At 61.8% G+C, this 24,620-nt stretch carries 18 protein-coding genes and 1 tRNA gene; 16 read left to right on the top strand and 3 right to left on the bottom strand.

Annotated elements, in window-relative coordinates; all coding sequences use genetic code 11:
- Positions 1-11: 11 nt before the first annotated feature.
- The 13 genes from ACL9RI_RS03870 to ACL9RI_RS03930 all read left to right on the top strand — a co-directional run bounded on the left by ACL9RI_RS03870 (position 12) and on the right by ACL9RI_RS03930 (position 14,930).
- A complete protein-coding gene (locus ACL9RI_RS03870; RefSeq protein ID WP_422725263.1) occupies positions 12-4,592 on the top strand; it encodes a phage tail length tape measure family protein in 4,581 nt (1,526 codons plus the stop codon).
- Positions 4,589-6,058, top strand: coding sequence for a hypothetical protein (locus ACL9RI_RS03875; protein WP_422725264.1), 1,470 nt, complete (start codon positions 4,589-4,591; stop codon positions 6,056-6,058). Before ACL9RI_RS03870 ends, ACL9RI_RS03875 begins: the two co-directional genes overlap by 4 nt.
- A complete protein-coding gene (locus ACL9RI_RS03880) occupies positions 6,055-7,614 on the top strand; it encodes a hypothetical protein (RefSeq protein WP_422725265.1) in 1,560 nt (519 codons plus the stop codon). The genes ACL9RI_RS03875 and ACL9RI_RS03880 overlap by 4 nt, the downstream gene beginning before the upstream one ends.
- Positions 7,615-7,888: 274 nt before the next feature.
- Positions 7,889-8,638: a hypothetical protein gene (locus ACL9RI_RS03885; protein WP_422725266.1), complete on the top strand. Its 750-nt coding sequence runs from the start codon at positions 7,889-7,891 to the stop codon at positions 8,636-8,638.
- Positions 8,639-8,646: 8 nt separating this feature from the next.
- Positions 8,647-9,501: a hypothetical protein gene (locus ACL9RI_RS03890; RefSeq protein ID WP_422725267.1), complete on the top strand. Its 855-nt coding sequence runs from the start codon at positions 8,647-8,649 to the stop codon at positions 9,499-9,501.
- Positions 9,502-10,464, top strand: a complete 963-nt coding sequence (locus tag ACL9RI_RS03895) for a tail fiber domain-containing protein (RefSeq protein WP_422725268.1) — start codon at positions 9,502-9,504, stop codon at positions 10,462-10,464.
- 73 nt (positions 10,465-10,537) lie between these two features.
- The gene (locus ACL9RI_RS03900; RefSeq protein ID WP_422725269.1) at positions 10,538-11,368 is read left to right on the top strand and encodes a hypothetical protein; all 831 of its coding nucleotides are present in this window, start codon (positions 10,538-10,540) and stop codon (positions 11,366-11,368) included.
- Positions 11,368-13,212, top strand: a complete 1,845-nt coding sequence (locus ACL9RI_RS03905; protein WP_422725270.1) for a hypothetical protein — start codon at positions 11,368-11,370, stop codon at positions 13,210-13,212. The genes ACL9RI_RS03900 and ACL9RI_RS03905 overlap by 1 nt, the downstream gene beginning before the upstream one ends.
- Positions 13,213-13,285: 73 nt before the next feature.
- Complete coding sequence (locus tag ACL9RI_RS03910; RefSeq protein ID WP_183677333.1) at positions 13,286-13,714, top strand: hypothetical protein; 429 nt, start codon at positions 13,286-13,288, stop codon at positions 13,712-13,714.
- The gene (locus tag ACL9RI_RS03915) at positions 13,711-14,226 is read left to right on the top strand and encodes a glycoside hydrolase family 19 protein (protein ID WP_422725271.1); all 516 of its coding nucleotides are present in this window, start codon (positions 13,711-13,713) and stop codon (positions 14,224-14,226) included. Before ACL9RI_RS03910 ends, ACL9RI_RS03915 begins: the two co-directional genes overlap by 4 nt.
- Positions 14,223-14,549, top strand: a complete 327-nt coding sequence (locus tag ACL9RI_RS03920) for a hypothetical protein (RefSeq protein WP_422725272.1) — start codon at positions 14,223-14,225, stop codon at positions 14,547-14,549. The genes ACL9RI_RS03915 and ACL9RI_RS03920 overlap by 4 nt, the downstream gene beginning before the upstream one ends.
- Positions 14,546-14,791, top strand: coding sequence for a hypothetical protein (locus ACL9RI_RS03925; protein ID WP_422725273.1), 246 nt, complete (start codon positions 14,546-14,548; stop codon positions 14,789-14,791). Before ACL9RI_RS03920 ends, ACL9RI_RS03925 begins: the two co-directional genes overlap by 4 nt.
- 52 nt (positions 14,792-14,843) lie before the next feature.
- Positions 14,844-14,930: transfer RNA gene (locus tag ACL9RI_RS03930), tRNA-Leu, on the top strand.
- A gap of 105 nt (positions 14,931-15,035) precedes the next feature.
- Here ACL9RI_RS03930 and ACL9RI_RS03935 read toward each other — a convergent pair.
- Complete coding sequence (locus tag ACL9RI_RS03935) at positions 15,036-15,365, bottom strand: hypothetical protein (protein ID WP_422725274.1); 330 nt, start codon at positions 15,363-15,365, stop codon at positions 15,036-15,038.
- Between the two features lie 19 nt (positions 15,366-15,384).
- The gene (locus ACL9RI_RS03940; RefSeq protein WP_422725275.1) at positions 15,385-16,278 is read right to left on the bottom strand and encodes a LysR family transcriptional regulator; all 894 of its coding nucleotides are present in this window, start codon (positions 16,276-16,278) and stop codon (positions 15,385-15,387) included.
- A 119-nt stretch (positions 16,279-16,397) separates the two neighbouring features.
- Here ACL9RI_RS03940 and ACL9RI_RS03945 point away from each other — a divergent pair, with 119 nt between their 5' ends.
- From ACL9RI_RS03945 to yqhD, 3 genes are read left to right on the top strand one after another with little or no spacing between them, the layout of a single operon-like run.
- Positions 16,398-17,567, top strand: a complete 1,170-nt coding sequence (locus tag ACL9RI_RS03945; protein WP_422725276.1) for an efflux RND transporter periplasmic adaptor subunit — start codon at positions 16,398-16,400, stop codon at positions 17,565-17,567.
- On the top strand, positions 17,564-20,734 hold the full coding sequence (locus ACL9RI_RS03950; RefSeq protein WP_422725277.1) for an efflux RND transporter permease subunit: 3,171 nt from the start codon (positions 17,564-17,566) through the stop codon (positions 20,732-20,734). Before ACL9RI_RS03945 ends, ACL9RI_RS03950 begins: the two co-directional genes overlap by 4 nt.
- Before the next feature lie 12 nt (positions 20,735-20,746).
- Positions 20,747-21,910 carry an alcohol dehydrogenase gene (gene yqhD / locus ACL9RI_RS03955; protein WP_422725278.1) on the top strand — a complete coding sequence of 388 codons (1,164 nt, stop codon included), beginning with the start codon at positions 20,747-20,749 and terminating at the stop codon, positions 21,908-21,910.
- 17 nt (positions 21,911-21,927) lie between these two features.
- Here the strand turns inward: yqhD and ACL9RI_RS03960 are convergent, their stop codons facing one another.
- Positions 21,928-24,234, bottom strand: coding sequence for a TonB-dependent receptor (locus tag ACL9RI_RS03960; RefSeq protein ID WP_422725279.1), 2,307 nt, complete (start codon positions 24,232-24,234; stop codon positions 21,928-21,930).
- Between the last annotated feature and the right edge of the window lie 386 nt (positions 24,235-24,620).

Genomic DNA, 24,620 nt, shown 5'->3' on the forward strand with positions numbered 1-24,620 from the left:
ATAGGCCAACCATGCCAGAGATACGGGAAATATTAGTTGTCGTGAATATGACGGAAGTGAGGGCCGGCACGCAGGCGCTGAATGATCTGGCCGACGCCAGCGGAGGAGCTGGCAATCAAGTCCAGATTGCCAACTCCAAGATTCGTACGGCGGAACTTCTGTTGCGCGCGCAAGCCGAAGCAAGCAAGGCAGCAGCGGAGGCGCTCAAAGCTCTCGGTGAGCAGAGTAATGATGCATCAGAAGCCTTGTTCAAGGGACTCACTGCAGTTAATGAATTTGCCAAGGCATCGATCAAGGTCGGTCAAGCTGGACTGAACGCCGATATCGGAAAAATCAAGGACGGCCTGGGCGAGATGGCCAATGCCTCAGGCTTGACGGAAATGGCATTGACGCGTTTGGGCAAGGGACCATTGCTGGCGTTGCAGATGGCCGCTGATGTGGCGGCGTTTGTCGCCGATGCCTTTGTCCAGGGCCAGCTGGAGTCGGACAAGTTCGCGCGCGCGCTGGAGCTGACGGGCAATGCTGCTGGCATCACCGAAGGGCAGTTCAATACCATGGTCGCTTCGGTTGCCGAGTCGGGACAAGGGGGGCTGGGCGATGCCCGTGTTGCCTTGCAGACCTTGGTGGAAACCGGTCAGTTCACCAGCGAATCGCTGACTTCTGTGGGCGCAGCGGCGCTCACCATGTCGCAAATGAATGGCCAGTCGGCCGCTGCGGTAGCCGCAGACTTTGCCACCATGGCCGATGGTGTCGTCAAGTGGGTTGATACCCATGAAAGCAAGTACAACATTTTAACCGCCGCCCAGTATCAGCATATCGATGCGCTGGAAAAAGAGGGCAAGACGCAGGAAGCCATGGTAGTGGCCAGCGACCTGATTAACGCCGGCTTGCAACAACGTGCTGAAAAGCTCAGCATGATCGGTAGCTTGCTGCAAGGCAGCAAGAATCTCTGGTCCAGCTTTATGGATGGCATGCATTCCATAGGCCGCGAAGAGACGCCGGACGATGAGATCAAGAAGATAAATAAACGAACCGCCGAAGTGCGCATGACCAGGCAGCTTGTGCCTGGTACGCACCCCGCTGCGCGCCTGACGGATGCGCAACTGCAGCAATTTGAGCAGGAACAGGCCAAGGTATTGGAAGTGGCGATGAACAAGAAGGCCCAGACGGAGGCAAAGGCCAAGGCTGAGCAGGCCGAGTCCAAACGCAATGCCGACGCCAAGCAGGGTCTCAAGGATCTGGAAGAAATGCAAAAGCGCTATGTCACGAGAGCGCAGCGCGAAGCAGCAGAAATCAAAAAGCTCGATGATTCCCTGGCAAATGCCCGAGCCGGTGGCGCCAATATATCGGCTACCGAAGAAAAAGACCTGCGCAAGAAAGTGCAAGCCTCGTTTGCCGGTCCGGCGAAGGTGGCCGCACCACCGGCTGCAGGCTCCGACCCGCGCGAGGCCAAGCTGGCCGGCGAACTCCAGGCAATTCAAAGTGAACTGAAGGTGAAAACTGAAGGGTACGCCCAGGTTGCCAAACTTGATGAAATGCGCCGTAAGAACGGCTCCTTGAGCGAGGACGCTTATTTTGAAAGTCGCTGGGCTGCGATCCGCGAACGCGGCGCAGCCGAGGTCGAGGCGTATCAGAAACAGGCGGATGTCCTGAAAGGATTCCAGGCAAAAACAGCGCAGGGGCGCCAGGAAAACATTAACAAGATTGCCGAAGCAGGCGCGGCACAAGTACGGGTGCAGCAGCAGGTCGATGCCGATCTGGCACAGTTGGAAGAAGCTGCCCGCCAGGAGAAGGCCGAGGCGGCGAAAAAGCGGGAGGCGGATGCGGCCGCAGCCGAGGAAAAAAAACGTACGGATGCCAAGGCGGCAGACGAAAAGTACTGGAAAGAGGCAGTTGATGGGGCCAAGGCCATGGGCGACGCGCTGGAGGGGGCCTTTGGCAAGATGGGTGCGTCAATCGGCAAGCTGGGCATGGCCCTGGTTGACTACAACAAGGCGCAGAGCGATATTCAAAAAACCTTGGTGAATGCGACGAAAGATGCGGGAGGGGACGAAACTAAAATCGCCGAAGCGCGAGCGAAGGCTGACTCCGACTCCATGCAAGTCAAGGTTAAGGGTTACGGTGCCATGGCTAGTGCTGCCAAGGGATTTTTCAAGGAAAACAGTACCGGCTACAAGCTGATGGAAGGGGCCGAGAAAGCTTTTCGTGCCGTCGAAATCGCTGGGCAACTGGAAAAGCTGGCAACCAGTCTGTTTGTCTCGAGTGCATCGGCCGCTGGTGTGGTCACCGGGCAGGCTGTTGAAACGGGTGCGGTAGTGGCTGGCCAGGCTACGCAGAATGCGGCCAAGGTTCCCGGGGTATTCATGTCGTTCATGAGTGCGATGGGACCATGGGGTATGGCGGCAGCGGCAGCTGCGATCGCCGCCGTGCTGGGCGGCGCATTTAGTGGTGGCGGCGCCGATACGACGGCCAAGGACCGGCAGGCTGCGAATGGTACCGGCACGGTATTGGGCGATTCATCCGCAAAAAGCGATTCGATCGCGAAATCGCTGGAAATCATGGAGAAAAACAGTGGCCTGGGTCTGGCTTACTCCTCTTCGATGGCCCTCTCGCTCAAGCAGATCGTTTCCGGTATTGGTGGATTAGGTAGCTTGCTGGTGCGATCCGATACGCTGACTGCCGCACTGGCCACGAAAGGTAGCGCCAGTGGCGGCTTGCTGGGAAGTGTCGTTAGCGGCATTTTTGGCGGCAAGACGACGGTACAGGATTCGGGCATTGTCACCAATGTATCGACACTGGGGGCGCTCCAGACATCGAATCTGAATGTGAATTCTTATGTCGATCTCAAGAAGTCTGGTGGCTGGTTCTCCAGCGATAAGAAATCTACGGATCTCAAGGGACTTGGCAACGAGACGAATGACCAGTTCACCAAAATCATTCTGGGATTGCGTACGACCATCGTATCGGCTGCCGACTCTTTAGGACTGGGCGGCGACGCATTTACCAACCGATTAAATAGTTTTGTCGTCAATCTTGGCAAGATCAGCTTGAAAGACCTGAAGGGGGACGAAATCCAGAAAGCGCTGGAAGCCGCGTTCTCCAAGCTGGGCGACGACATGGCCAAGTTTGGCGTGGGTGGCCTGGAAAAATACCAGAAGGTGGGCGAAGGCTACCTGGAAACCCTGGCCCGCGTCGCCAACAACTATATGCAGGTGACGGATGTGCTGGCGGTGTTGGGCAAGTCGTTCAGTACGACGGGCCTGGGCGCGGTGAAGCTGAGCGAACACCTGATTGAAGTCGCTGGCGGCATTGACAAGCTGACCAGCGGTACCGGCTTTTTCGTGCAGAACTTCCTCACCGAAGCCGAACGCATGGGGCCGATCACCAAGTCGGTCAACGACGCCATGGGCAAGTTGAATCTGGCTGGCGTGACGACCATGGATGGCTTCAAGGCGGCGGTATTGTCTGCCGCCGATGGCGTGGCGACGGGCCGGGAGGGCGCTGCGGAATTGTACGCATCCTTGCTGGCCCTGGCCGAGCCGTTCAAGACGGCAGCCGATTATGCGGCGCAACTGGCCGCTGCCACGGGCGAGCTGGCCACAGTCAGCAAGACCGCCAGTGAAATCGCCAGCGAGCACAAGGACCTGCAACAGCAATTGAACGAACTGACGAAGAGCTCGGCCGAACTGCTGGCGAGCCAGCGCGCGGGCATTGCCGACGTCAACAAGTCCTTGTTCGACCAGATCCAGGCGGCCAAGGCGGTGGTCTCTGCCAAGGATGCGCTGTCCAAGGCCTATGAGACTGAAGCGGCGGCCACGAAGACGGCGCTGGATAAATCGAAATCGTGGGTCGCCACGCTCAATGGTCTCAATTCCAGCATGCTCCTGGGCGCCCAGTCCACGCTGACGCCGGAGCAGAAGTATGCCGAAGCGCGCGCCCAGTTCGAGAAAACCCTGGCGGCGGCGAATGCGGGCGACACCACGGCGCAATCGGGCTTGTCCGCCGCCGAGCAGGCATTCCTGGCGGCGTCGCAGGTGGTCAACGCCTCCGATGCCAGGTACGCGGCCGATTATGCCCGCGTGATGGCGGCCAACAGCGAGGCACTGAAATGGGCCTCGGCGCAGGTCGACGTGCAGCAAGCCAGTCTCGATGCGCTCAATGCCCAGGTATCAGGGCTGATCACTGTCAACGACAGCGTGCTGACAGTGGCCCAGGCCATCGCCAACTTGCAGGCGGCGATGGGTGGTGCCACCGGTCTGGGCGTGCAGTTCAGTCATCCGCCTGCCGGTTCGGCGCTGGCTGCCTTGGCCGGTCCTGCCACGCCGGCGGTATTTGACGCCGGGCGCTATTCGGCGGCGGCCAACCTGGGTTCCGACGCCCTGGTCGCTGAAATTCGCGGCCTGCGCCAGGACAACCAGGCCATGCGCGAAGAGCTGGAAGGCTTGCGTGCCGATCAGCGGGCGCAGACGGGCGCCACCATCCAGGCCACCATCGAATCGAACACCAATGCCGCGCGCATGGTGGTCGATGGTGTCGATCAATCGGCCCGGGCTTCGGCCTGGGCCAATACAGTGAAAGGAGAGTACGCATGAGCGATGAACAATGGATGTTTTGGCTGCAAAGTTCATCTGCCATCCGCATGGTGCTGATCGAGGCGCAGGTGAACGTGGCCGGCAATGAGGTCACGCGTTATATCGCTTCGCGGCCGTATGTCACTGGCGCACAGGAGGTACCGGCCAATACCGAGTACCTGCCGCTGGCCACCGGCGGCCTGGCCTTCACCGAGCAGGTCAGCCTGACGGGCGAGGCGGGCCTGTCGGGCGGCGATATCGAACTCGATAACGCCGACGGCGCGCTCGATGGCTGGCTGGACGATGTCTGGATGAACCGGCCCATCAAGGTTTGGGTGGGGGACCCGGCCTGGCCGCGCATGGACTTCCAGCTGGTCTTCGACGGCATCATTGCCGACGTGGCCAGTGCGGGCCGCGAGTCGGTCAACCTGGTATTGCGCGACAAGCTGCAGCGCCTGAACACGCCGATCAGCGAAGAAAAACTGGGCGGCACGACGCAAAACAAGGATGCGATCCTGCCGATACCGTTCGGCGAATGCCACAACGTGGCGCCGCTGCTGACCAACCCGGTCACGCTGGAATATGGTTTCCTGGGCGCCGTGGAATCGGTCTTCGAGGTGCGCACCAACGGCAAGCCGATTGCCGTGGCCTTGAATGAGCAGGCGGGCCGCTTCAATCTGACGACCGATCCGTTTTCCACCACGATCACGGCCAGCGTGCAGGGGGACAAAGGGAGTGGCTATGCGCCACGTATTGCTCCGCTGGTGCGGCGTATCGCTACCGCGTACGGCAAGGCCGAGGACCGCTTTACGGAAACGGACCTTGACCTGGCCAACCTGGCCGCCTTCGACGCGGCCCACCCGCAGCCGGTGGGCCTGTATGTAGCCGACCGCACGAACCAGGCGCAGGCGATCCAGCAACTGGCGGCCAGCGTGGGCGCTCAGGCGTTGATGTCGCGCACCGGCAAGTTGCGCTTGGTGCAGATCGCGCTGCCGGCTCCCGGCGTGCCGGTGGAGGTCGGCCCCGAGCAAATGAAGGAGCGTTCGCTGCATCCCGGTGCGCGCCTGCCGGTGGTGGCGGCCGTGAAGATCGCCTTTGACCGCAACTGGACCGTGCAGGCGGGCCTGACGACCAGCATTCCGCCGGCGCATGCCGACCTGTACGCCACCGAATGGCTGACTGAAACGGTGGTCGACGAGGCGGTGCGGGCGCGTCACCGCTTGAACGTGGATCCGGTGCAGATCGAGACCTGCCTCAAGACGCGTGCCGACGCCAGGGGGGAAGCGGCGCGGCGCCTGGCCCTGAACCAGGTGCCGCGCACCATTTATGAATTCGATGGAGAGCCCGAGATGATGATGCTGGAACTGGGGCAGCCCGTGCTGCTGCGCAATGAACGCTTCGGTTTGCAGGACGGCGTGCCCGGCGTGGTGGTGCTGCTGTCGCGCTTCTGGCTGACGGGCCGCGTGACGGTGGGGGTGATGGTATGAGCGCGATTATCGGAGAGCGCGACAGCCTGTTGCAGGCAACGGCGGAGCGTTTCAGCACCACGGCCGACGGCAAGGCGATCCTGATGTCCGGCGCCACGCCCATATTTCGCGTCAATACCAGCGGGGCAGCTTCGCCGGCATCGATCGCAATCACTGCCAAGCCGGTGAACGTGGTGGGCGACATCGTCTTTACGGTATCGGCAGGCACGCGATTAAGCGTCAATGGCAATGTGGCCACGGTCGACTTTGCCGGCATGAGCACTGATACAGCCCTGGTGCAGGCGCGCATCCGTGAATTCGGCGTCGATTACATTGCCTATTATCAGATCAGCAAAGTCTTCGACGGCGTGGCCGGCGACACCGGCCTGCCAGGCCTGAATACTGCCCAGGTATTTGCCTACAAGCGCGCCGCAGTTGCGCCCAGCGATACACCGGGTGAAGTGATCTTTACCTTCGCCAGCGCCGCCATCACGACGCCGGCCGGCAATGACCTGGCCAATGGCTGGTCGAAGACCATACCGGCCGGGACGGCGCCGCTGTACGTGCGCGTGGCGTCGGCCAGTTCGCGCAACGCCACGGACAGTATCGCCGGCAATGAATGGACGGCGGCCGTGCAACTGGCCAAGGATGGCTCGGATGGCTTGAACGTGGCGTCAGTACGCATTTACCAGCGCGGTACCACCAACATTGCCCCCGCTCTGCCCACGGCAAGGTGCACCTTCACTTTTGCCACCGGCGCCTTGGCCGGCCTGAATGGCGGCTGGTCGACCCAGGTGCCAGCTACGGGCGGTGGCTATCTGTTCACTTCTGGCGCCACAGCGGCAGGGCGCGACGTCACCGACGATATCGAGCCTGGCGAGTGGGCCGCCGCTGCGCGCCTGGCTGCCGATGGCGCTGCAGGCCAGCGCGGCACCGTGACGGTGACGGCGCCGGGTTACTCAGCCTGGTCGGATGCGTCGGCCGTGTACGAACTGGGGCGTGCCGGCTACGGCGCGCCGATCAACCGCGATACGGTGACGCTGTACGACGCTAAAAATGCAGTGACGAAATTCTTTGTCGATGGTGCCTGGCTTGCGCTGGGTACCGTATTGAACGGTAATCTGCTGGTGGATGGCACGGTGGCAGCAACGGCGCTGGCGGTAGACAAGTTATCTGCCGTGTCTGCCAACCTGGGCAATGTCACCGCTGGCGACTTATACGGTACGACGTTGCATGGTGGCACAGGCTACCCAAGCAATACGTATGCCTGGCCCACTAACGGCGGTAGCGGCTTCCACCTCAGTGAGCGTGGATTATTGATTGGTAATCCGCACGCTGGTAGCCATGTCGAGCTCAATGCCGGCGGATATGTTTCCATGCCGGGGCTGACGATAATGAATGGAAATGCCACTTTTTCCGGTCTGCTTTCTGGTGTGAACGGTTCATTTGGTCTGGTACGCAGCCCGGCGCGACTCGCCACGGGAACTGGCGCAGGGTACGACCTGACAAGTACCGGTTTATATTTTTATGCTGACGCCAGTGCATTACCGGTGGTTGAGTTAGGTGTCCTGTTATGACGGTGGGATTTCGATTGCGTGACCCCGCTACCGGGCGGGTTTTGCTGTCGTCCGACGATCTCGGGCTGTTATTCCTGGATCAGTTCACGATCGGCGCAGAGACTGTTGTCAAAAGATATCCAGGTATGGCGGGCGTGGAATTACGCGTCACTGTACTGGGGGTCAACAGCATGGGCAGCTCTACCAATGTATCTATTTCCGATAGTGGGGCGGACAAAATCATATCGATACAGGCTGACCGTCCTGCCTGGATTCTCATCACAAGGGAGTAGCGATGGTTACAGGTGTTTCCATTAGAAATTCAGCGCAGCGCGTGGTGATTTCGAATCAGCAGTACGGGTTGGTGTTTGTAGGAAATGCCGAATTTACCGGAGAACGTAAGCCGATCGCCTATCTTACCAACAGCGGGGACACTCCGACACCAGGCACGGACAATCCATACTACATTTATCGTATCAATTGCGCATATCCGCCCATGGCATTTCTACAGATGCTGTCGCCGCAGCGGTTCGCCATTTGCTCCATCCGGAGCCTCGGCGGCGGGAGTTGGGAAATCGTTGTCAGCGGGGCGAACTGGACGGTCATTCCTATCGTTAAATGCTTTTGCAGATTGAGCGGACAGGGGCAATCCGGTCTGGTCGGTATACGTATCCGCGACGCACAAGGCAATCGTACCTGGGATAGTACGGAAAAAATGCTGGTGATCCGCCGAAAACTGGACTGGCCTGGCTACCGTGATGCTTCAACGGGGCCAGCGGTGCAAAGCCAGGCGATGACAGGTATCACTGCGCCCTATCTGATGTCGTGTTCAAGCAGCGGCATTACGGCCCGTAATTCGGCGAAGATCAACGGTATTGCAAATTACCGTATCACCGTCTATTCCCTTGGCTGGACCTACTTCGACGGTCAGTTATCTCGGCTGACGCGTGCGACGCAGGCTTACCAGTATTGGGATGACGGCCCAGCGGCCTGGAATTCGCTGGCGGCTGATCGAACCTACATTATTGAAGGCAATGACTATTAGAGAGACCTATGCCCAATCTCCGCATCCTCCACGACAACGCAGCCGACCGTGCTGCACTGACTGCATCGAGCCAGGCCGGTGCACTGGGCCCGGCCAACCTGCAGCGCGACGGCAAGTCTACCGTGCTGCGCGCCACCGGTACGGTGCAAACCATCACCGCCACCTGGCCGACACAGGAATCGATCGCCTGCGTGGCGCTGATCTTCACCAATATGACCAGCAGTGCCCGTATGCAGGTGCGCGGCTATGCCCAGCCTGGCGATAGCGTGCCTGTGCTCGATACCGGCAACGTCTTTCCTTGCCGCGCCGCCGTGCACGGCTCGTTTCCCTGGGGTGCGCTGCCACTGGGATGGAACGCCTACCAGGCGGGCGGCGTGAATACCTGGTCGCGGGGCGGCGGTGCCGATGGCGTGGCCTGGTTCGCCCCGGTAAGGGTGCGCAAGCTGGTGATCGAGGTATCGGCGCCACAGTGTCCGGAAGGCTATCTGGAGATATCGCGCCTGGTGGCGGGCAACCACTGGTCGCCTGAATCCAACGCGGACTACGGCGCCCAGTTATTGGTGCAAGACAGCAGCGAGGATTACCGTACGGCTGCCGGCGACCTGAAAACCGCCAGGGGCAGCACCAGCGACAAGCTGAGCATCAACCTGTCGCACCTGACGCCCATGGACCGCGCGCGCCTGATGCGCATCCTGCGCGAAAACGGCAAGGGCAAGGCCATGCTGTTCAGCCTGTTTCCAGAAAATGCCGACCCGCTGCTGGAGCAAGATCACATGCTGTATGGCAAGGCCAGCAATATCGACGCGGTGGCCACGCCGTATTTTGAAACCTATTCCGCACCACTGCAAATCGAAGGAATTTAAATGGCTGATACATTTTATGACGGCATGCCGAACGTCAACGAAGAGCTGAACAAGATGAATGCGGCGTTTGAGAAAGGGCCGTATAACGCGCTGCCGCTGACGGGCGGCAATCTGACCGGCGCGGTTGCGAGTACGGCGCGCATTACGGCAGATACTCTCACCTCACCGAGGCAGGTGATTGCAGGGGCGGGGGACTTCAACTCCGCCAGCGCCATCCGCGCGCCGAACGACAGCCAGGCTGGCGTGGCCGGGCAAGCCTATGAAGTCGCGGCAATGGGCGTGGCAGGTGTCAATGGTGTGGCATTTGGCGGGCGATTTTACTGGGCGACACAGGGTGGTGCGCTGGGCAGCTTGTACGCAACGTCGTACCAAATGATGCTGCGAGCAGTGGACGTCAGCCCGGCGAGCATCGCTACGGCCCCTCTGCTGGTGATTTCGGGTGTGGGTGATCTGACAGTCGCTCGCAGCGTGATAGGAAATGATTTTCTCCCCAAAGCCGACAATTCCTTTACGGTTGGCACCTCCGCGAGACGGTTCCAGACGGTGTACGCGGCCACCGGCACCATCAACACATCCGATGCCCGCCTGAAATGCGATTTCCGCGACCTGAGTGTCGCCGAAATTGCCGCCGCCCGTGACATTGCCCGCGCTATCGGCATCTACCGCTGGCGCGATGCGGTCGACTGCAAGGGGGCTGACGCGCGCGAGCACATCGGCCCGACCGTGCAGCGCGCCATCGAAATCATGCAGTCGCACGGTCTGGACCCATTCAACTATGGCTTTATCTGCCATGACGAATGGGAGCAGGAAACCATCGAACATCCGGCCATCGAGGCGCGCGCAGCCTACACCGAGGTGATCCTGGAGGCCGGTGATCGCTATGCCTTCCGTTACGATGAACTGGCCATGTTTATCGCGGCCGGCCAGGAAGCCCGCTTGGCGGCGCTGGAAGCTATTCCCTGATCCTGAGTTCTGAGCATCATTCAACAACCCGCTACGGCGGGTTTTTTATTTTAGTAACAACTCCGAGGAGTCCATGCCTAATCTACGCATCATTTACGACAACGCGGCCGACCGCGCGGTGCTGAGCGCATCGAGCCAGGCTGGCGCGCTGGGGCCGGCCAACTTGCAGCGCGACGGAAAATCGTCCTTGTTGCGCTCGGTTGGCACGGATTTGACTATCACCGCCATTTGGCCGGCGCCGGAAATCATCGGCGGCGTGGCGCTGCCATTTTGCAATCTGACGCCATTGGCACTGATACGCGTGCGCGGCTATGTCGAGCCATCCGACACGGCTGCCGCGTTCGATAGCGGCATCGTGCCGGCCTGCGAATACGCGCGCCTGGGGATGTGGGACTGGGGCGCGATCTCGCTGGGGGTGAATGCCTTCAGCTATGGCGGCGGCACCTACGCCCGCTGCTGGGTCCCCATGCGCAGCATCAAGAAGCTCGTCATCGACCTGGCGGACCCTGACAATCCGGCTGCCTGCATCGAAGCCACACGCCTGGTCGCTGGCGCTTACTGGAGCCCGGAACAGAATGCCTCGTACGGAGCCGGTATCACGCCGGTCGATACCAGCAGCCAGTACCGCAGTGACGCGGGTGGACAAAAGGTGGCGCGCGGCGCGGTGTACCGCAAGCTGTCGCTGTCCCTCGATCACATGACGCCGCTGGACCGTGCGGAGCTGTGGCGCATCGTGCACGGCAACGGCCTGTCGCGTCCGCTTTTCGTCAGCCTGTACCCGGACAGCGACGACGTCGAACTGGAGCAGGCGCACCAGGTGTACGGGCGCCTGGCTAATTTGGCAGCCATCACCACCCCATCTTTCCAGGCCTATGCCACCAACATTGAAGTAGAGGAGCTGTAATGAGTGAATTTTTTTACTATGGCCAGAAGGACACGATCCAGCGTTTGAACGAACTGGCAGGCCGCGGTGCGGTAGTGGCGTCGTATGCGCCCAAGGTGGGCATGTCGCCGCTGGGTGGGCCGAATGGACGCATTACACCGGCATGGCTGGATCCAAACTTGCCGATTCAATCGAACGCCAGGATTTGTTCGGGGCCAACGGCCAAGTATGGCTACAGTTATTTGGCGCAAGGTGCAGCAACCCCGATCTGCATCTGGATCGCACGCATTCCCGAAGAAAACTTGGGTGGCCATGAAAATCTGCTGATTCGTGGCATTCTGAATAATAACTGGGGCGCATCAACGACCAGCGCAGTGAATATCTTGATGGGTGTACGGGGTGGCTTCCATGTCGAGTGGACGATGGATGGGGCACGTGTCAGCAATTCCCGCTTTATCGTCGCGAAAAAATCAGACGGTAGTTATCATGTCTACGCCTACTTTGTCCCCACTGCATTTGCCAGTATCTCTTTTGATCTGGTTGGGATGGATGCCGCTACCTTTGCGGAACCTGTGATTACCACAACGATCCCTGATGGGGAGATTGTATTTGATACCGGACAGCAGTACGGTAGCCCTGGGCATATTCCGCCCCGGTATCAAGGTGCGTACGTTGAGGGGGATACTTATGCGACGATTTTTCGGGGCCCCCTGTTTTCTGGTACGGGCCAGCTATCGGATTCATTTATTAATTCTGCAACAAAGCCAAATAGCTCCAATATGGCGGAGGTACTTGGTTTAGGAGTAACAGGCGTTCCTGGTAGTGTTTACCCAGGTCGTTTTGGCTTTATGACCACTCCTGGCCAGAAGTTGTACCATACTGATTACTCATTGCGTATTCGAGCATGGGATCAAGGGTCGGCAAACTGGTCGCCTGACCTGTTGAAAGTACGGGGTGATGGTATTGTGACCATGCCAGTGCTGAAAGCTGGAAATGATGACCTGAATTCAAGGCGCCATCATATTTCGATGGGTACGGCGATGTCCGAGGAGATTATTTACTTCACTCGCAGCACAGACGCGATACCCTGTGTGGCAGTGCTGGCATCAGACGGTACAGTCTCGTGGGGATCATCGTTGAGTGTTATGTATGTGGGAAGGAACTCCAATACGGCACGTAGCATTAACGCTTCGGGCACCGTCAACACCCAGGGCAATGATTATGCCGAATACGTTGTCAAGGCGGCTGGCTGCTCTGACGTGATTCCAGGGCAGATCATCGGCATCACGTCCGACAACAAGATTACCGATCAATGGAACGATGCCGTGATGTTTGCCATTAAATCCACGGCGCCATCGTTCGTGGGCGGTGATAGCTGGTCTGCCTGTGTCGGCCCCCGGCCAACAGCAAAAGCTGGGGCAGCGCCATCCCGGCCTGTTCGTCGTGCAGATGAGGTCGAGCAGCGTGCTGTCGTTGGCAGCAACCCTGTCGCATACGAAGACGTGGTGACGCAGCCGGGTGACAGCGACGCTGAATGGGCAGAAAAACAAACTGCTTACGCCAACGCCCTGACTGCTTACAACATCGCTGCGCAGCAGGATGCCAACGCCATGGCCGCTTTCGACGCCGCGCTGGAAGCCGCACGCCAGAAAGTCGATCGCATCGCCATCGCCGGCCGCGTCCCCGTGAACGTGCTGGGCGCCCAGCCTGGTGACTATATCGTGCCGGTGCAGGACGGCGCCGGCATCAAGGGTATCGCCGTGCACGAAGATGCGCTGAGCATGAAGCAGTATCTGCGCGCCGTCGGGCGCGTGATTGCGATCGAAGCGGACGGCCGGGCTTATGTGATGGTCAAGGCCGTGTAGCTGTCGTCACGCAGTCGTTCTTTCTCCAACCCGCTACGGCGGGTTTTTTTATTTCTCCAACAGAAAGGCAATCATGGCCATTGAAACCACCGCCGCCGGCGGCGCATTGATCAAGCTGTTTGGCGTGCCCGTGCTGGCCGGCGCCGCCGCCACTTCGCTGGGCTTCATGTTCATGTGGCCCCGCTCTACCCGCGAAGCGTTTATCCGCTTTTGCTCGAGCATCATCATTTCCACCTTCCTCGGCCCGCTGCTGGTGGCGGCCGTGCTGTCGTGGTGGCCCAGCCTGTTCGACAGCGCAAAAGTCGTGGCCAGCCTGTATGGCGGCGACCCGGCCACCGGCTTTCTGTTTATCGCCGCGCCCCTGATGGTGGCGGCCGGCTTGCCCGCCTGGTGGGTGCTGGGCGCCTGCGTGCGCTGGTTCGACAAGCGCCGCGGCAAGGATATCGGCGAACTGGCGCTCGATGCGGCTGCCGTCGTCAAGGATGTGCGGGGCGGCTTGTGACGCTTGCGCAATTGATGGCCATCATGCCGTTCGCCGGTCAGCGCGCCGCCTTGTTCCTGGCGCCCCTGAACGCCACGATGGCGGAATTCGGCATCAACACGCCGCTGCGCCAGGCGGCGTTCCTGGCGCAGGTGGGCCACGAGTCGGGCCAGCTGCGCTATGTGCGCGAACTGGCCAGCGGCGCCGCGTATGAAGGGCGGGCTGACCTGGGCAACGTGATTGCCGGTGACGGCGTGCGCTTCAAGGGACGCGGCTTGCTGCAGGTGACGGGGCGCGCCAATTATGCCGCCTGCGGCGTGGCGCTGCGCCTGGACTTGCTGGCCAGGCCCGAACTGCTGGAACAAACCCTCCACGCCTGCCGCTCGGCCGGCTGGTTCTGGCAGTCGCGCGGCTTGAACGCCCTGGCCGATGCGGGCGACCAGGAAAGGGTGACGCGCCGAGTCAACGGCGGCCTGAACGGCCTGGCCGACCGTCTGGCCTTGTACCAGAAGGCGCGCAAGGTGCTGGCATGAAGCCGTCTTTGAGCGTGCTGGCCGGTTTGCTGCTCGTGGGCGCGGCCCTGTTTTGCGCCCAGCGCTGGGGCAGGGAAACGGGCCGCGCCGCCTGCGCCGCGCAACTGGCCGAGGCGCAGGGAGCATTGCGGCGCCAGGAGCAGGCCTTGACCCTGATGCGGGAAGAGGGCGCGCGCCGCGCCGCGCAGGCCAGGCAGGCGCTGGCTGGCGCCCGTGAGGGCAGAGCCGCCAGTGAACAGTCCGCCGCCCGCATCCTGGCGTTGCAGCCCGACGGCGACGCCTGCCGTGCGGCGGAGGCATTGATCGCCAGGGAGATGCCATGAGGACGGCTTTGCTATTGGCTTGCATGCTGGCCGGCTGTGCGGCGCGCGCACCGCTTCCTGAAATGCTGCCGCTGGCCGTGCCCTGCATCAGCAGCCGTCCCGCCGCCCCATCCTTGCCGGTAGTGCCGTCAATGGGCATCTATCCCCAGGTACAAGCCTTGCTGGCCCGTGACAAATTGCGCGCCGCGTATGAGCAGGAACTGGAGGCGCTGGTCGATGCGTGCGCGGGTGGGTCTTCCTGACGACAGCGAGGTGGTGTAATGTGCATCACCTGTGCTAGAATCTTGCCGCGCTGCCCGGATGGTGAAACTGGTAGACACTGGAGACTTAAAATCTCCCGCCTGTAAGGGCGTGCCGGTTCGATTCCGGCTCCGGGCACCAAGCGCATATGCGATTTACAGAGATAGTGTTCACTATCTTTTCAATTTTTCCAGTTCCGCAAAACTGGATGCGTTCCGCAAAAAATACACCAGCCAAGTTCAGCATCTAAAACCGCAACCTTTGCGCATTCCAATGCGAGCACATTTCTAGGCAATCATTGACGGCCATGCGCAGGCCTTGGACTGCGCGCGCTGGCGCTTTGATTTCCATGTTCTCAAGTACGGCAATTGGATGAGACTCTGGAGGATATTTTTCGACATCAAAGAATCTCGAGACGATATCCAGTAATTGTTTTTTAATAATGCTGCACCGGGATTGAAAAACAGTTCCATCAGAGGACGCCGCTGGCCTGGGCATCGTAGCCTGGCTACACAGCTGGCACATCACACCCCAGGCATTATGCACGATGGCATTGATCCGGCCTGCTTCAGCCACGCCAATCGCCAGCCTCGGCCTACATTTCCCGTTCGCGCACAAAATCAATAAAAGCGCGCAGCGCCGCCGGTACCTGGCGCCGGCTCGGGTAGTACAGGTACAGGCCGGGATACGCCGGGCACCAGTCTTCCAGTACGCGCACCAGGCGGCCGCTGGCCAGGTGTTCGGCGGCCATGTCTTCGAAGACGAAGGCCAGGCCGGCGCCTTGCAGCGCGGCGTCGACCATCATGCGCACGTCGTGCAGGGTGAGGGGGCCGTCGACCTGGGTTTCGAGCTTGACGCCGTCGCGTTCCAGTTCCCAGCGGTACACGACGCCGCTGGGGAAGCGGTGGCGGATGCAGGGCAGGCCCGGCAAGTCGTGCGGATGGAGCGGGACGCCGTGCTGCGCCAGGAAGTCGGGCGTGGCGACCACCGCCGAGCGCATCTCGGGGCCGAGCCGTATCGCCACCATGTCCGCCTCGATGCGCTCGCCGAAGCGCACGCCCGCATCGAATCCGCTGGAAACCACATCGACCAGTGCATCGTCGTCGTCGATCTCCACCTTGATTTCCGGATACAGCTTCAAGAAGCGCGTCACCAGCGGCAGCAGCACCAGTTGCGTGGCCGAGCGTCCCGCGTTGATGCGCAGCGAACCGGAAGGCTTGCCGCGAAAATGGTTCAGGTCTTCCAGCGCGTCGTCGATGTCGCGGAAGGCCGGGGCGATGCGCGACAGCAGCCGTTCGCCCGCTTCCGTCAGCGCCACGCTGCGAGTGGTGCGGTTCAGCAGGCGCAGGCCCAGTTGTTCTTCCAGGTTGCGCAGCGCGTGACTGAGGGCGGATGGCGACAGGCCCAGTTCGATGGCGGCGCGGCTAAAACTGCGGTGCTTGGCGATGCTGAGAAACTGCGCCAGTTCGGCCGGGGTGATGCGTTTCATTTGTGAATATGGCTCATAAGCCCTTGTGAAATTATTGGTATTATCACAGCAATCGCGACAACGTACATTAACGTCCACGTCCGGCGCCCTTTGCGCAGGAGATTATTTCAGGACCGTTGATGAAGAAACCTAGCGTAAGGCGGCTAAACAATCCGTGGCTGATCCTGTCCGTGCTGATCCTGGCCGGCCTGGCGGTCGCCATCGGCAAGCGTCTGCAGGCGGCGCCGGCTGCCGGCCCGGCGGCCTCCACGGCACCGATGCAAGTCACTGCCGTCACCGTGGCCCTGCATGAAGCGCGCATCTGGGACGCCTTTTCAGGCCGGCTCGAAGCGGTCGAGCGGGTCGAGCTGCGCTCGCGCGTGGCCGGCGCCATTGCCGCCATCCATTTCACGGAAGGACAGCGCGTGCGGCGCGGCGAGCTGCTGGTCAGCATTGACCCGGCCCCCTACGCGGCCGAAGTGGCGCGCCTGACGGCGCAAGTGGCCGCCGCGCAGTCGAACGCCAGCCATGCGCATATTGAACTGGACCGCTCCAACGTGCTGTGGTCGTCGCAGGCGGTGGCCCGGCGCGAGGTCGATGAAAGCGGCCGCGCCGCGCGCGAAGCTGACGCCACGCTGGCCGCTGCCCGCGCCGCCTTGCAGCGGGCCAGCCTGGACCTGCAGCACGCGAGCATCCGCGCGCCGGTCGATGGCCGGGTAGGGCGGCGCGAAGTCACCGTCGGCAATCTGGTCGATGCGGGTAGCAACAGCCCGGTGCTGACCACGCTGGTGTCGGTCGATCCCATCTACGCCAGTTTTGACGCGGCAGAGCAGGTGGTGCGGCGCGCGCTGGCCGGCCTGCCGCCGCATGCCGATGTATCGGCGGTGCCGGTGCAGATGGAAGTCGATACGGGAGCCGGCCTGCAAACCCGGCAGGGGCACCTGCAGCTGGTCGACAACCAGGTCGATGCGCGCAGCGGCACGATCCGCGTGCGCGCCGTATTCCCGAATCCGGATGGCAGCCTGACGCCGGGCCAGTTCGCGCGTTTGCGCCTGGGCCAGGCGGCCAGTGCCCAGGTGCTGCTGGTCGACGAGCGGGCCATCGGCACCGACCAGGATCGCCGTTACGTGATGCTGCTCGATACCCGGAACCAGGCTATGCGCCGCGACATCACGCTCGGCGGCATGGCCGGCGGCATGCGCATCGTGACATCCGGCCTGGTGGCCGGCGAACGGGTGATACTCGATGGTTTTGAGCGAGTGAAACCGGGCGCCATCGTCAATCCTGTTGCCGTGGTGGCCGCACGATGACTATTTCGTCTTACTTTATCGACCGGCCGGTCTTTGCCGGGGTGCTGTCGACCCTGATCCTGGTGGCCGGCCTGGTGGCGATTCCCTTGCTGCCGGTGTCGGAATATCCGGAAGTGGTGCCGCCGACGGTGATCGTCACGGCGCGTTTTCCCGGCGCCAGTCCGGAAGTGATCGCGCAAACGGTGGCGATGCCGCTGGAAGAGTCCATCAACGGCGTGGAAGACATGCTCTACATGAGCAGCCAGGCCACCACCGATGGCTTGCTGACGCTGACCGTCACCTTCAAGCTGGGCATGGACCCGAACCTGGCGCAGCAACTGGTGCAGAACCGCGTCTCGCAAGCCGAATCGCGCCTGCCGGACGACGTGCGGCGCCTGGGCGTCAATACCGTCAAGAGCACGCCCGACCTGACCCTGGTGGTGCACCTGTATTCGCCGGGCGGGCGCTACGACATGGCTTACCTGAGCAACTACGCCGTGCTGCATGTGCGCGACCGGCTGGCGCGCCTGAATGGCGTGGGCAATGTGCAGGTGCGCGGCGGTGGCGAGTATGCGATGCGGCTGTGGCTCGATCCGCAAAAACTGGCCGAGCGGGGCCTGGCCGCCAGCGACGTGGTGGCGGCAGTGCGCCAGGAAAATGTCGCGGCGGCGGCCGGCATCATTGGCGGCGGACCCAGTGGGGCCGACGTCAGCACGCAGATGTCGGTCAGTATCCAGGGCCGCCTGGAAGACGAAGAACAGTTTGGCAGCATCGTCGTGCGCACCGCGCCCGATGGCGCCGTGACGACCCTGCGCGACGTGTCGCGCATCGAATTGGGCAGCGCCGAATATGCAGCCCGTGCGCTGCTGGACAACCAGCCGGCAGCGGCCCTGTTCGTGCTGCAGGCGCCCGGTTCGAACACGGTCGATATCGGCAACCAGGTAAGACGGACCATGCTGGAGCTGAAAAAAGACATGCCGCAAGGCGTCGACTACCGCATCGTGTTCGATCCGACCCAGTTTGTCACCACTTCGATACATTCCGTGGTCTCGACGCTGCTCGAAGCGGTGGCGCTGGTAGTGCTGGTGGTGATCCTGTTCCTGCAAACCTGGCGCGCCTCGCTGATCCCGCTGCTGGCGGTGCCGGTGTCCGTGATCGGCACGTTCGCGGTGATGCTGGCCTGCGGTTTTTCGATCAATACCTTGACCCTGTTCGGGCTGGTGCTGGCGATCGGCATCGTCGTCGATGACGCCATCGTGGTGGTGGAAAACGTCGAGCGCTATATCGCCGCTGGCCTCAGCCCCCGTGAAGCGAGCTACCAGGCGATGCGCGAAGTGTCGGGGCCCATCATCGCGATCGCGCTGGTGCTGTCGGCCGTGTTCGTGCCGCTGGCGTTCAGCAGCGGCCTGACCGGCCAGTTCTACCGCCAGTTCGCGCTGACGATTGCCATATCGACGATCATTTCCGCCTTCAATTCGCTGACCCTGTCGCCAGCCCTGGCGGCCTTGCTGCTGCAGCCGCACGGCGCGCCGAAAGACCGGCTGACGCGTGCCATGGACTGGCTGTTCGGGTCTTTCTTTGACGCTTTTAACCGCCTTTTCCAGCGCGGTTCGCAGGCGTATGGCGTTGGCGTGACGCGGGTACTTGGCCGCAAGGGCGCCATGCTGCTGGTGTACCTGGTGCTGGCTGGCCTGACGGTATGGCTGTTCAAGACCGTGCCGTCCGGCTTCGTGCCGCCGCAAGACCGCACCTATGTGCTGGCCGTGGTGCAGTTGCCCGACGGCGCCACGCTGGACCGCACGGAAAAGGTCGTGCGCAAGGTCAGCGAGATCGCCTTGCAGCATCCGGACGTGCTGGCGTCGCTGGCCTTTCCCGGCATGTCGGTGAACGGTTTTACCAACAGCTCGAATGCCGGCATCGCCTTTATCAACCTGAAACCGTTTGCCGAACGCAAGGGCGAGCAGCATGGCGCGCGCGCCATCAGCGCCGAACTGACGCGCCGCTTCGCCGCGGCGATCCCGCAAGCGCGGGTGGTGATTTTCAGCCCACCGCCGGTGCGCGGCCTGGGCGCGACGGGGGGCTTCCGCCTGCAGCTGGAAGACCGTGGCGCGCTGGGGTTTCCTGCGCTGGATGCAGCCACCAGGAGTTTTATCGCCGCCGCTGCCAGGGCGCCGGAATTGAGCGGCATGTATTCGAGCTTCCAGGTCAACGTGCCGCAATTGCACGCCGAAGTGGACCGGGTCAAGGCGCGCCAGCTGGGCGTGCCGGTCAGCGACATTTTCAGCACCCTGCAGATTTACCTGGGCAGCCTGTATGTCAATGACTTCACGCGCTTTGGCCGTACCTACACGGTGCGCGCCCAGGCCGATGCGCCATTCCGCGGCCATGCGGAGGATGTCGGCGCGCTCAAGGTGCGTTCGTCCAGCGGCGCCATGATACCGCTGTCGGCGCTGCTGACCGTGCAGCCAGGTTTTGGCCCGGAACGCGTGATGCGCTACAACGGTTATCCGAGCGCGGACGTCAGCGGCGCGGCGGCGCCCGGCTATTCCAGCGGCCAGGCGCGCGAGGCCATCGAGCGTATCGCGGCGCAAACCCTGCCGGCCGGCGTCAGTTATGAGTGGACAGACCTGACATACCAGGAGATTTTGGCCGGCAATTCTGCGCTGCTGCTGTTCCCGCTGGCGGTGCTGCTGGTATTGCTGGTGCTGGCAGCCCTGTATGAAAGCCTGACGCTGCCGTTTTCCATCATCCTGATCGTGCCGATGGCGCTGCTGTCGGCGCTGGCCGGCGTGTGGCTCACGCGCGGCGACAACAATGTCTTCACCCAGATCGGGCTGATGGTGCTGGTCGGCCTGTCCGCCAAGAACGCGATACTGATCGTCGAATTTGCCCGCGAGCTGGAGTTTGGCGGCCGCACGCCATGGCAGGCGGCAGTGGAAGCGTGCCGTTTGCGCCTGCGGCCGATCCTGATGACGTCGCTCGCTTTCATCATGGGCGTGCTGCCGCTCGTGTATGCCAGCGGCGCAGGCTCGGAAGTGCGCCACGTGATGGGCGTGACGGTATTTTCCGGCATGCTGGGCGTGACTTTTTTCGGTTTGTTTTTAACCCCGGTTTTTTATGTGCTGTTGCGCGCCTTTGGCGGCAACCGGCCACTGCTGCGCAATGGCGCGGCAAGCACATCCACTTGATGAGGAGTTTGAATGAGTATCCATAATTTTATCTATCACCGCGCCACCCGTCTGCTGTTCGGCGAAGGCCAGATCGCCGCCATCGCCGATGAAATCCCGGCGGATGCCCGGCTGATGATCACCTACGGCGGCGGCAGCATCAAGCGCAACGGTGTGCTGGACCAGGTGCATGCGGCGCTGGCTGGCCGCTTTTACGTGGAGTTCGGCGGCATCGAGCCGAATCCCTCGTATGAAACGCTGATGCAGGCGGTGGCGCTGGCGCGCGCCGAACAGATTGATTTCATCCTTGCCGTCGGTGGCGGGTCGGTGGTCGACGGCACCAAGTTCATCGCCGGCGCGCTGCGCTATGCGGGCGATGCGTGGGATATCCTGGCCAGGCGCGAACGGCTGGTGTTCGACGCGGTGCCGTTTGGCTGCGTGCTGACCCTGCCGGCCACCGGGTCCGAGTTCAATGCCGGCGCGGTGATCAGCCGCCGTTCCACCGGCGACAAGCTGGACTTCCATTCGCCGAACGTGATCCCGCAGTTTTCCGTGCTGGACCCGGCCACCACGTATTCGCTGCCGGAGCGCCAGGTCTCGAACGGCGTGGTCGACGCGTTTGTCCACACCACCGAGCAATACCTGACCTATCCGGTCGATGCCAAGGTGCAGGACCGCTTTGCCGAAGGCTTGCTGCTGACATTGATCGAAGACGGCCCGCGCGCCTTGTCCGAACCGGACGATTACGCGGTGCGCGCCAACCTGATGTGGGCGGCCACCATGGCCCTGGGCGGCACCATCGGCGCTGGCGTGCCGCAGGATTGGGCGACCCACATGATCGGCCATGAGCTGACGGCCATGCACGGCATCGACCATGCGCAAAGCCTGGCCGTGGTGCTGCCATCGCTGCTGCGCCACCAGCGCCAGGCCAAGCACGCCAAGCTGCTGCAATACGCCGGACGCGTGTGGGGTATCACGGCTGGCACCGAAGATGAGCGGATCGAGGCGGGCATCCGCGCCACCGAGCAGTTCTTCGAACGCATGCGGATGCCGACCCGTTTGTCCGGATATGGGCTGGACGGCAGTTCGATTCCTGCCGTCATCGCCAAGCTGGAAGAGCATGGCATGACGGCGCTGGGCGAGCGGCGCGGCATCAGGCTGGAAGACTGCGCGGCCATCCTCGACGGCGCGCGCTGATCTTCAGCTGCTCCTGGTCAGAAGGTCGCCTTGAACTGCACGCCGTAGGTACGCGGCTCGTTGAGGATGCCCGTCAGGTTGTCGAAATCGATCGCGCCCACGGCCTGGATACGGTTGGTGATGTTGCGGCTGTAGGCGGCGATTTCGTAGCGGTCCCATTTGTAGCCGGCGCGCAGGCCGCCTTCCAGCAGGGGCTTGGCCTTGTATTCCTTCGCTTCATACAGGAAGAAGTTGTAGCTGGTGCGGTAAGACCAGTCGGTGTAGGCGAAGAATTCACCGCTGGCGACGGGGATGCTGTATTTCAGCGTGAAGTTGCCCTGCCATTCGGGCGCGCGCGGCAGCGGGTTGTCGTTGATGTAGGCGGTGCCGACAAAAGGGCCGACCGGGTTGGTGACGGTGCAGCCGCTGGCCGGGTTGTTCAGGGCATTGCCGCAGCTTTGCACGAACAGGTTTTTATCCTGGATTTCCGTGTGGTTGTAGCTGCCGCCCAGGGTCATGCTGAGCGAGTCGCTCAGGTTGGCCTGGAAGTCCAGTTCCACGCCCTGGCCGGTGACCTTGTCGGCGTTGATCAACTGGTTCATGTTGACGGCGCCGCTGCCGGCCGTCAGCTGCTTGTCCTTCACCCTGTACTGGAACACGGCCAGGCTCAGGCGGGCGCGCTTGTCGAACAGGTCTTGCTTGATGCCGGCTTCGACCGACAGCGCTTTTTCGGCGCCGGCAAACGACGGCCGGTCGGACAGGCCATTCAGGCGGCCCTGCATCGATGGCGCGCGGTAGCCGGTGGCGACGCGCGCGTAGACATTCGTTGCCGGCGTCAAAATGTACGTGCCGCTCAGGTCCCAGCTGATGTTGTGCGAAGTATTGTCGATATTGAACGGGCCGGCCGTGGTCAGTTCCACGCGCTTGGCCGAGAAGTCCTTCTTGTCGCTGGTGTAGCGCAGGCCGCCGCGCAGCTTCAAGGCGTCGGAAACCGTGTAGTTCAGCGAGCCGAAAGCGGCATAAGAAGTGGAGCTCTGGTTCTGCGTGGAGTAAAACGGGTTCTGCGGATTGCCGGGCGACAGGCTGTCAAAGCTGATGCTGTCGATCTGGATGTCTTCCTTGAAGTAGAACAGGCCGGCGATCCATTGCCATGGGCCCTTGCTGTTCGACTCGGCGCGCAATTCCTGTGAAATCTGCTTGTGGTTCGGGATCACGTCGGCCGTTTCGACCACGAAGGGGATGAAGCCGGGGCCCATCGGCGGCGCATACACGGCGCCATAGCCGCCATCGACGTCGGCGCGGCTGTAAAAGTCCAGTTTTTCGTAGCCGGTGATCGAGTTCACCGTCACGCCATCGAGGTCCCATTTCAGGCGCATGCTGCCGCCCTTGGTTTTCAGGTGCTGGCGGTTGATGCCGTCGGTGGGGTAGGAGCCGTAATCGAAATTGTCGACCAGGTCATTCGTGCCCTGTTTCAGGATATTGGCGCGGAACAGGGTGGCGGTGCCATCGAGGTCGCGCGCATGCACATTGAACAGGGCGCTGAAGTCGCGCGAGGGCTTGACCAGCAACTGGATGCGGGCGGCGTTGTCTTCATAACCTTCGAAGTCGCGCGTGCCGGTGGGGCGCGGATTGTGCACGCGGTTGTCGCGGCGCTGGGTCTGCCCCGAAAAGCGCAGGGCGACCGTGTCGCTGAGCGGCACATTGAAGACGCCCTCGAGGTTTTTCACGCCATCCTTGCCGAAGCCGCCGCTCAGATAACCTTCTGTATTGAACACGGGTTTGGCCGAATCGAACTTGATCACGCCGGCCGGCGAATTGCGCCCGAACAAGGTGCCTTGCGGGCCGCGCAGCACTTCCACCTGGTCCACGTCGAACACGGGAAAACCCTTCAGCATGGCGTTTTCCTGCACCACGTCATCCATCACCAGGCCCACCGGCTGCGAGGCGTTCAGGTCGAAATCGGTATTGCCCAGGCCACGGATATAAAAGCGCGGAAAGGTACGGCCATAGTCGGATTCCACCGAGACGCTGGGCGAGCGGCCGCTGAGGAAGCGGATATCCTGGCCGCCGGCCGTCAGCACGTCGAGCTTTTCGCCTTTCAGGGTGGCGATCGACATCGGCACGTCCTTGATGTTTTCAGCGCGGCGCTGGGCCGTGACGATCACCGTTTCCAGCTGGCCCGGACCGGAGGCAGCCGGGGCGGCGGCAGGCGTATCAGTCTGTGTTGCCGCCTGCGCATCGGGCGCCGGGGCTGGATCGTCTGCCATCGCCTGCAAGGGGAAGGCGGCAGTTACTGCCAGGGCAATCAATGTGCGGCGCACCATACCAGCATGCAGTGTCATCATGGAAACGGCTCCTATTGTCAGAATTTGTTGTGGGTGGCCTGGTGTTTTGCTGTGAGCGCGAGGCTGGTCAGCTAGACGAAAAGTCATGCTAGCACGGAAATTTTTAGTCGAAATGGCATTTGATCAGGCGAACTATTCATTTCTATTTCGACTAAATAGGCAAACAAAATCGTATTTGCCGGTTGTGCGACGGCGATGCATAGTGGGGAGCGCAGGCGCTCGCCGTGCTTGCCCCGGCGCATTGCGCCAGCCCCCTTGGCGCGGTACTGCCTGGTATCCGCAGGGATTTCCCCGGCATCCGCCAGTACCGCCTGTCGGCAAAAAAACAACATATGGTTTAGTCTCTTTTTATTCCCTGCTTGTTGTTGTGATGCGACAAGGGCGCC

The sequence above is a fragment of the Janthinobacterium sp. Mn2066 genome (genome assembly GCF_049319705.1).
GTDB lineage: Bacteria > Pseudomonadota > Gammaproteobacteria > Burkholderiales > Burkholderiaceae_D > Janthinobacterium.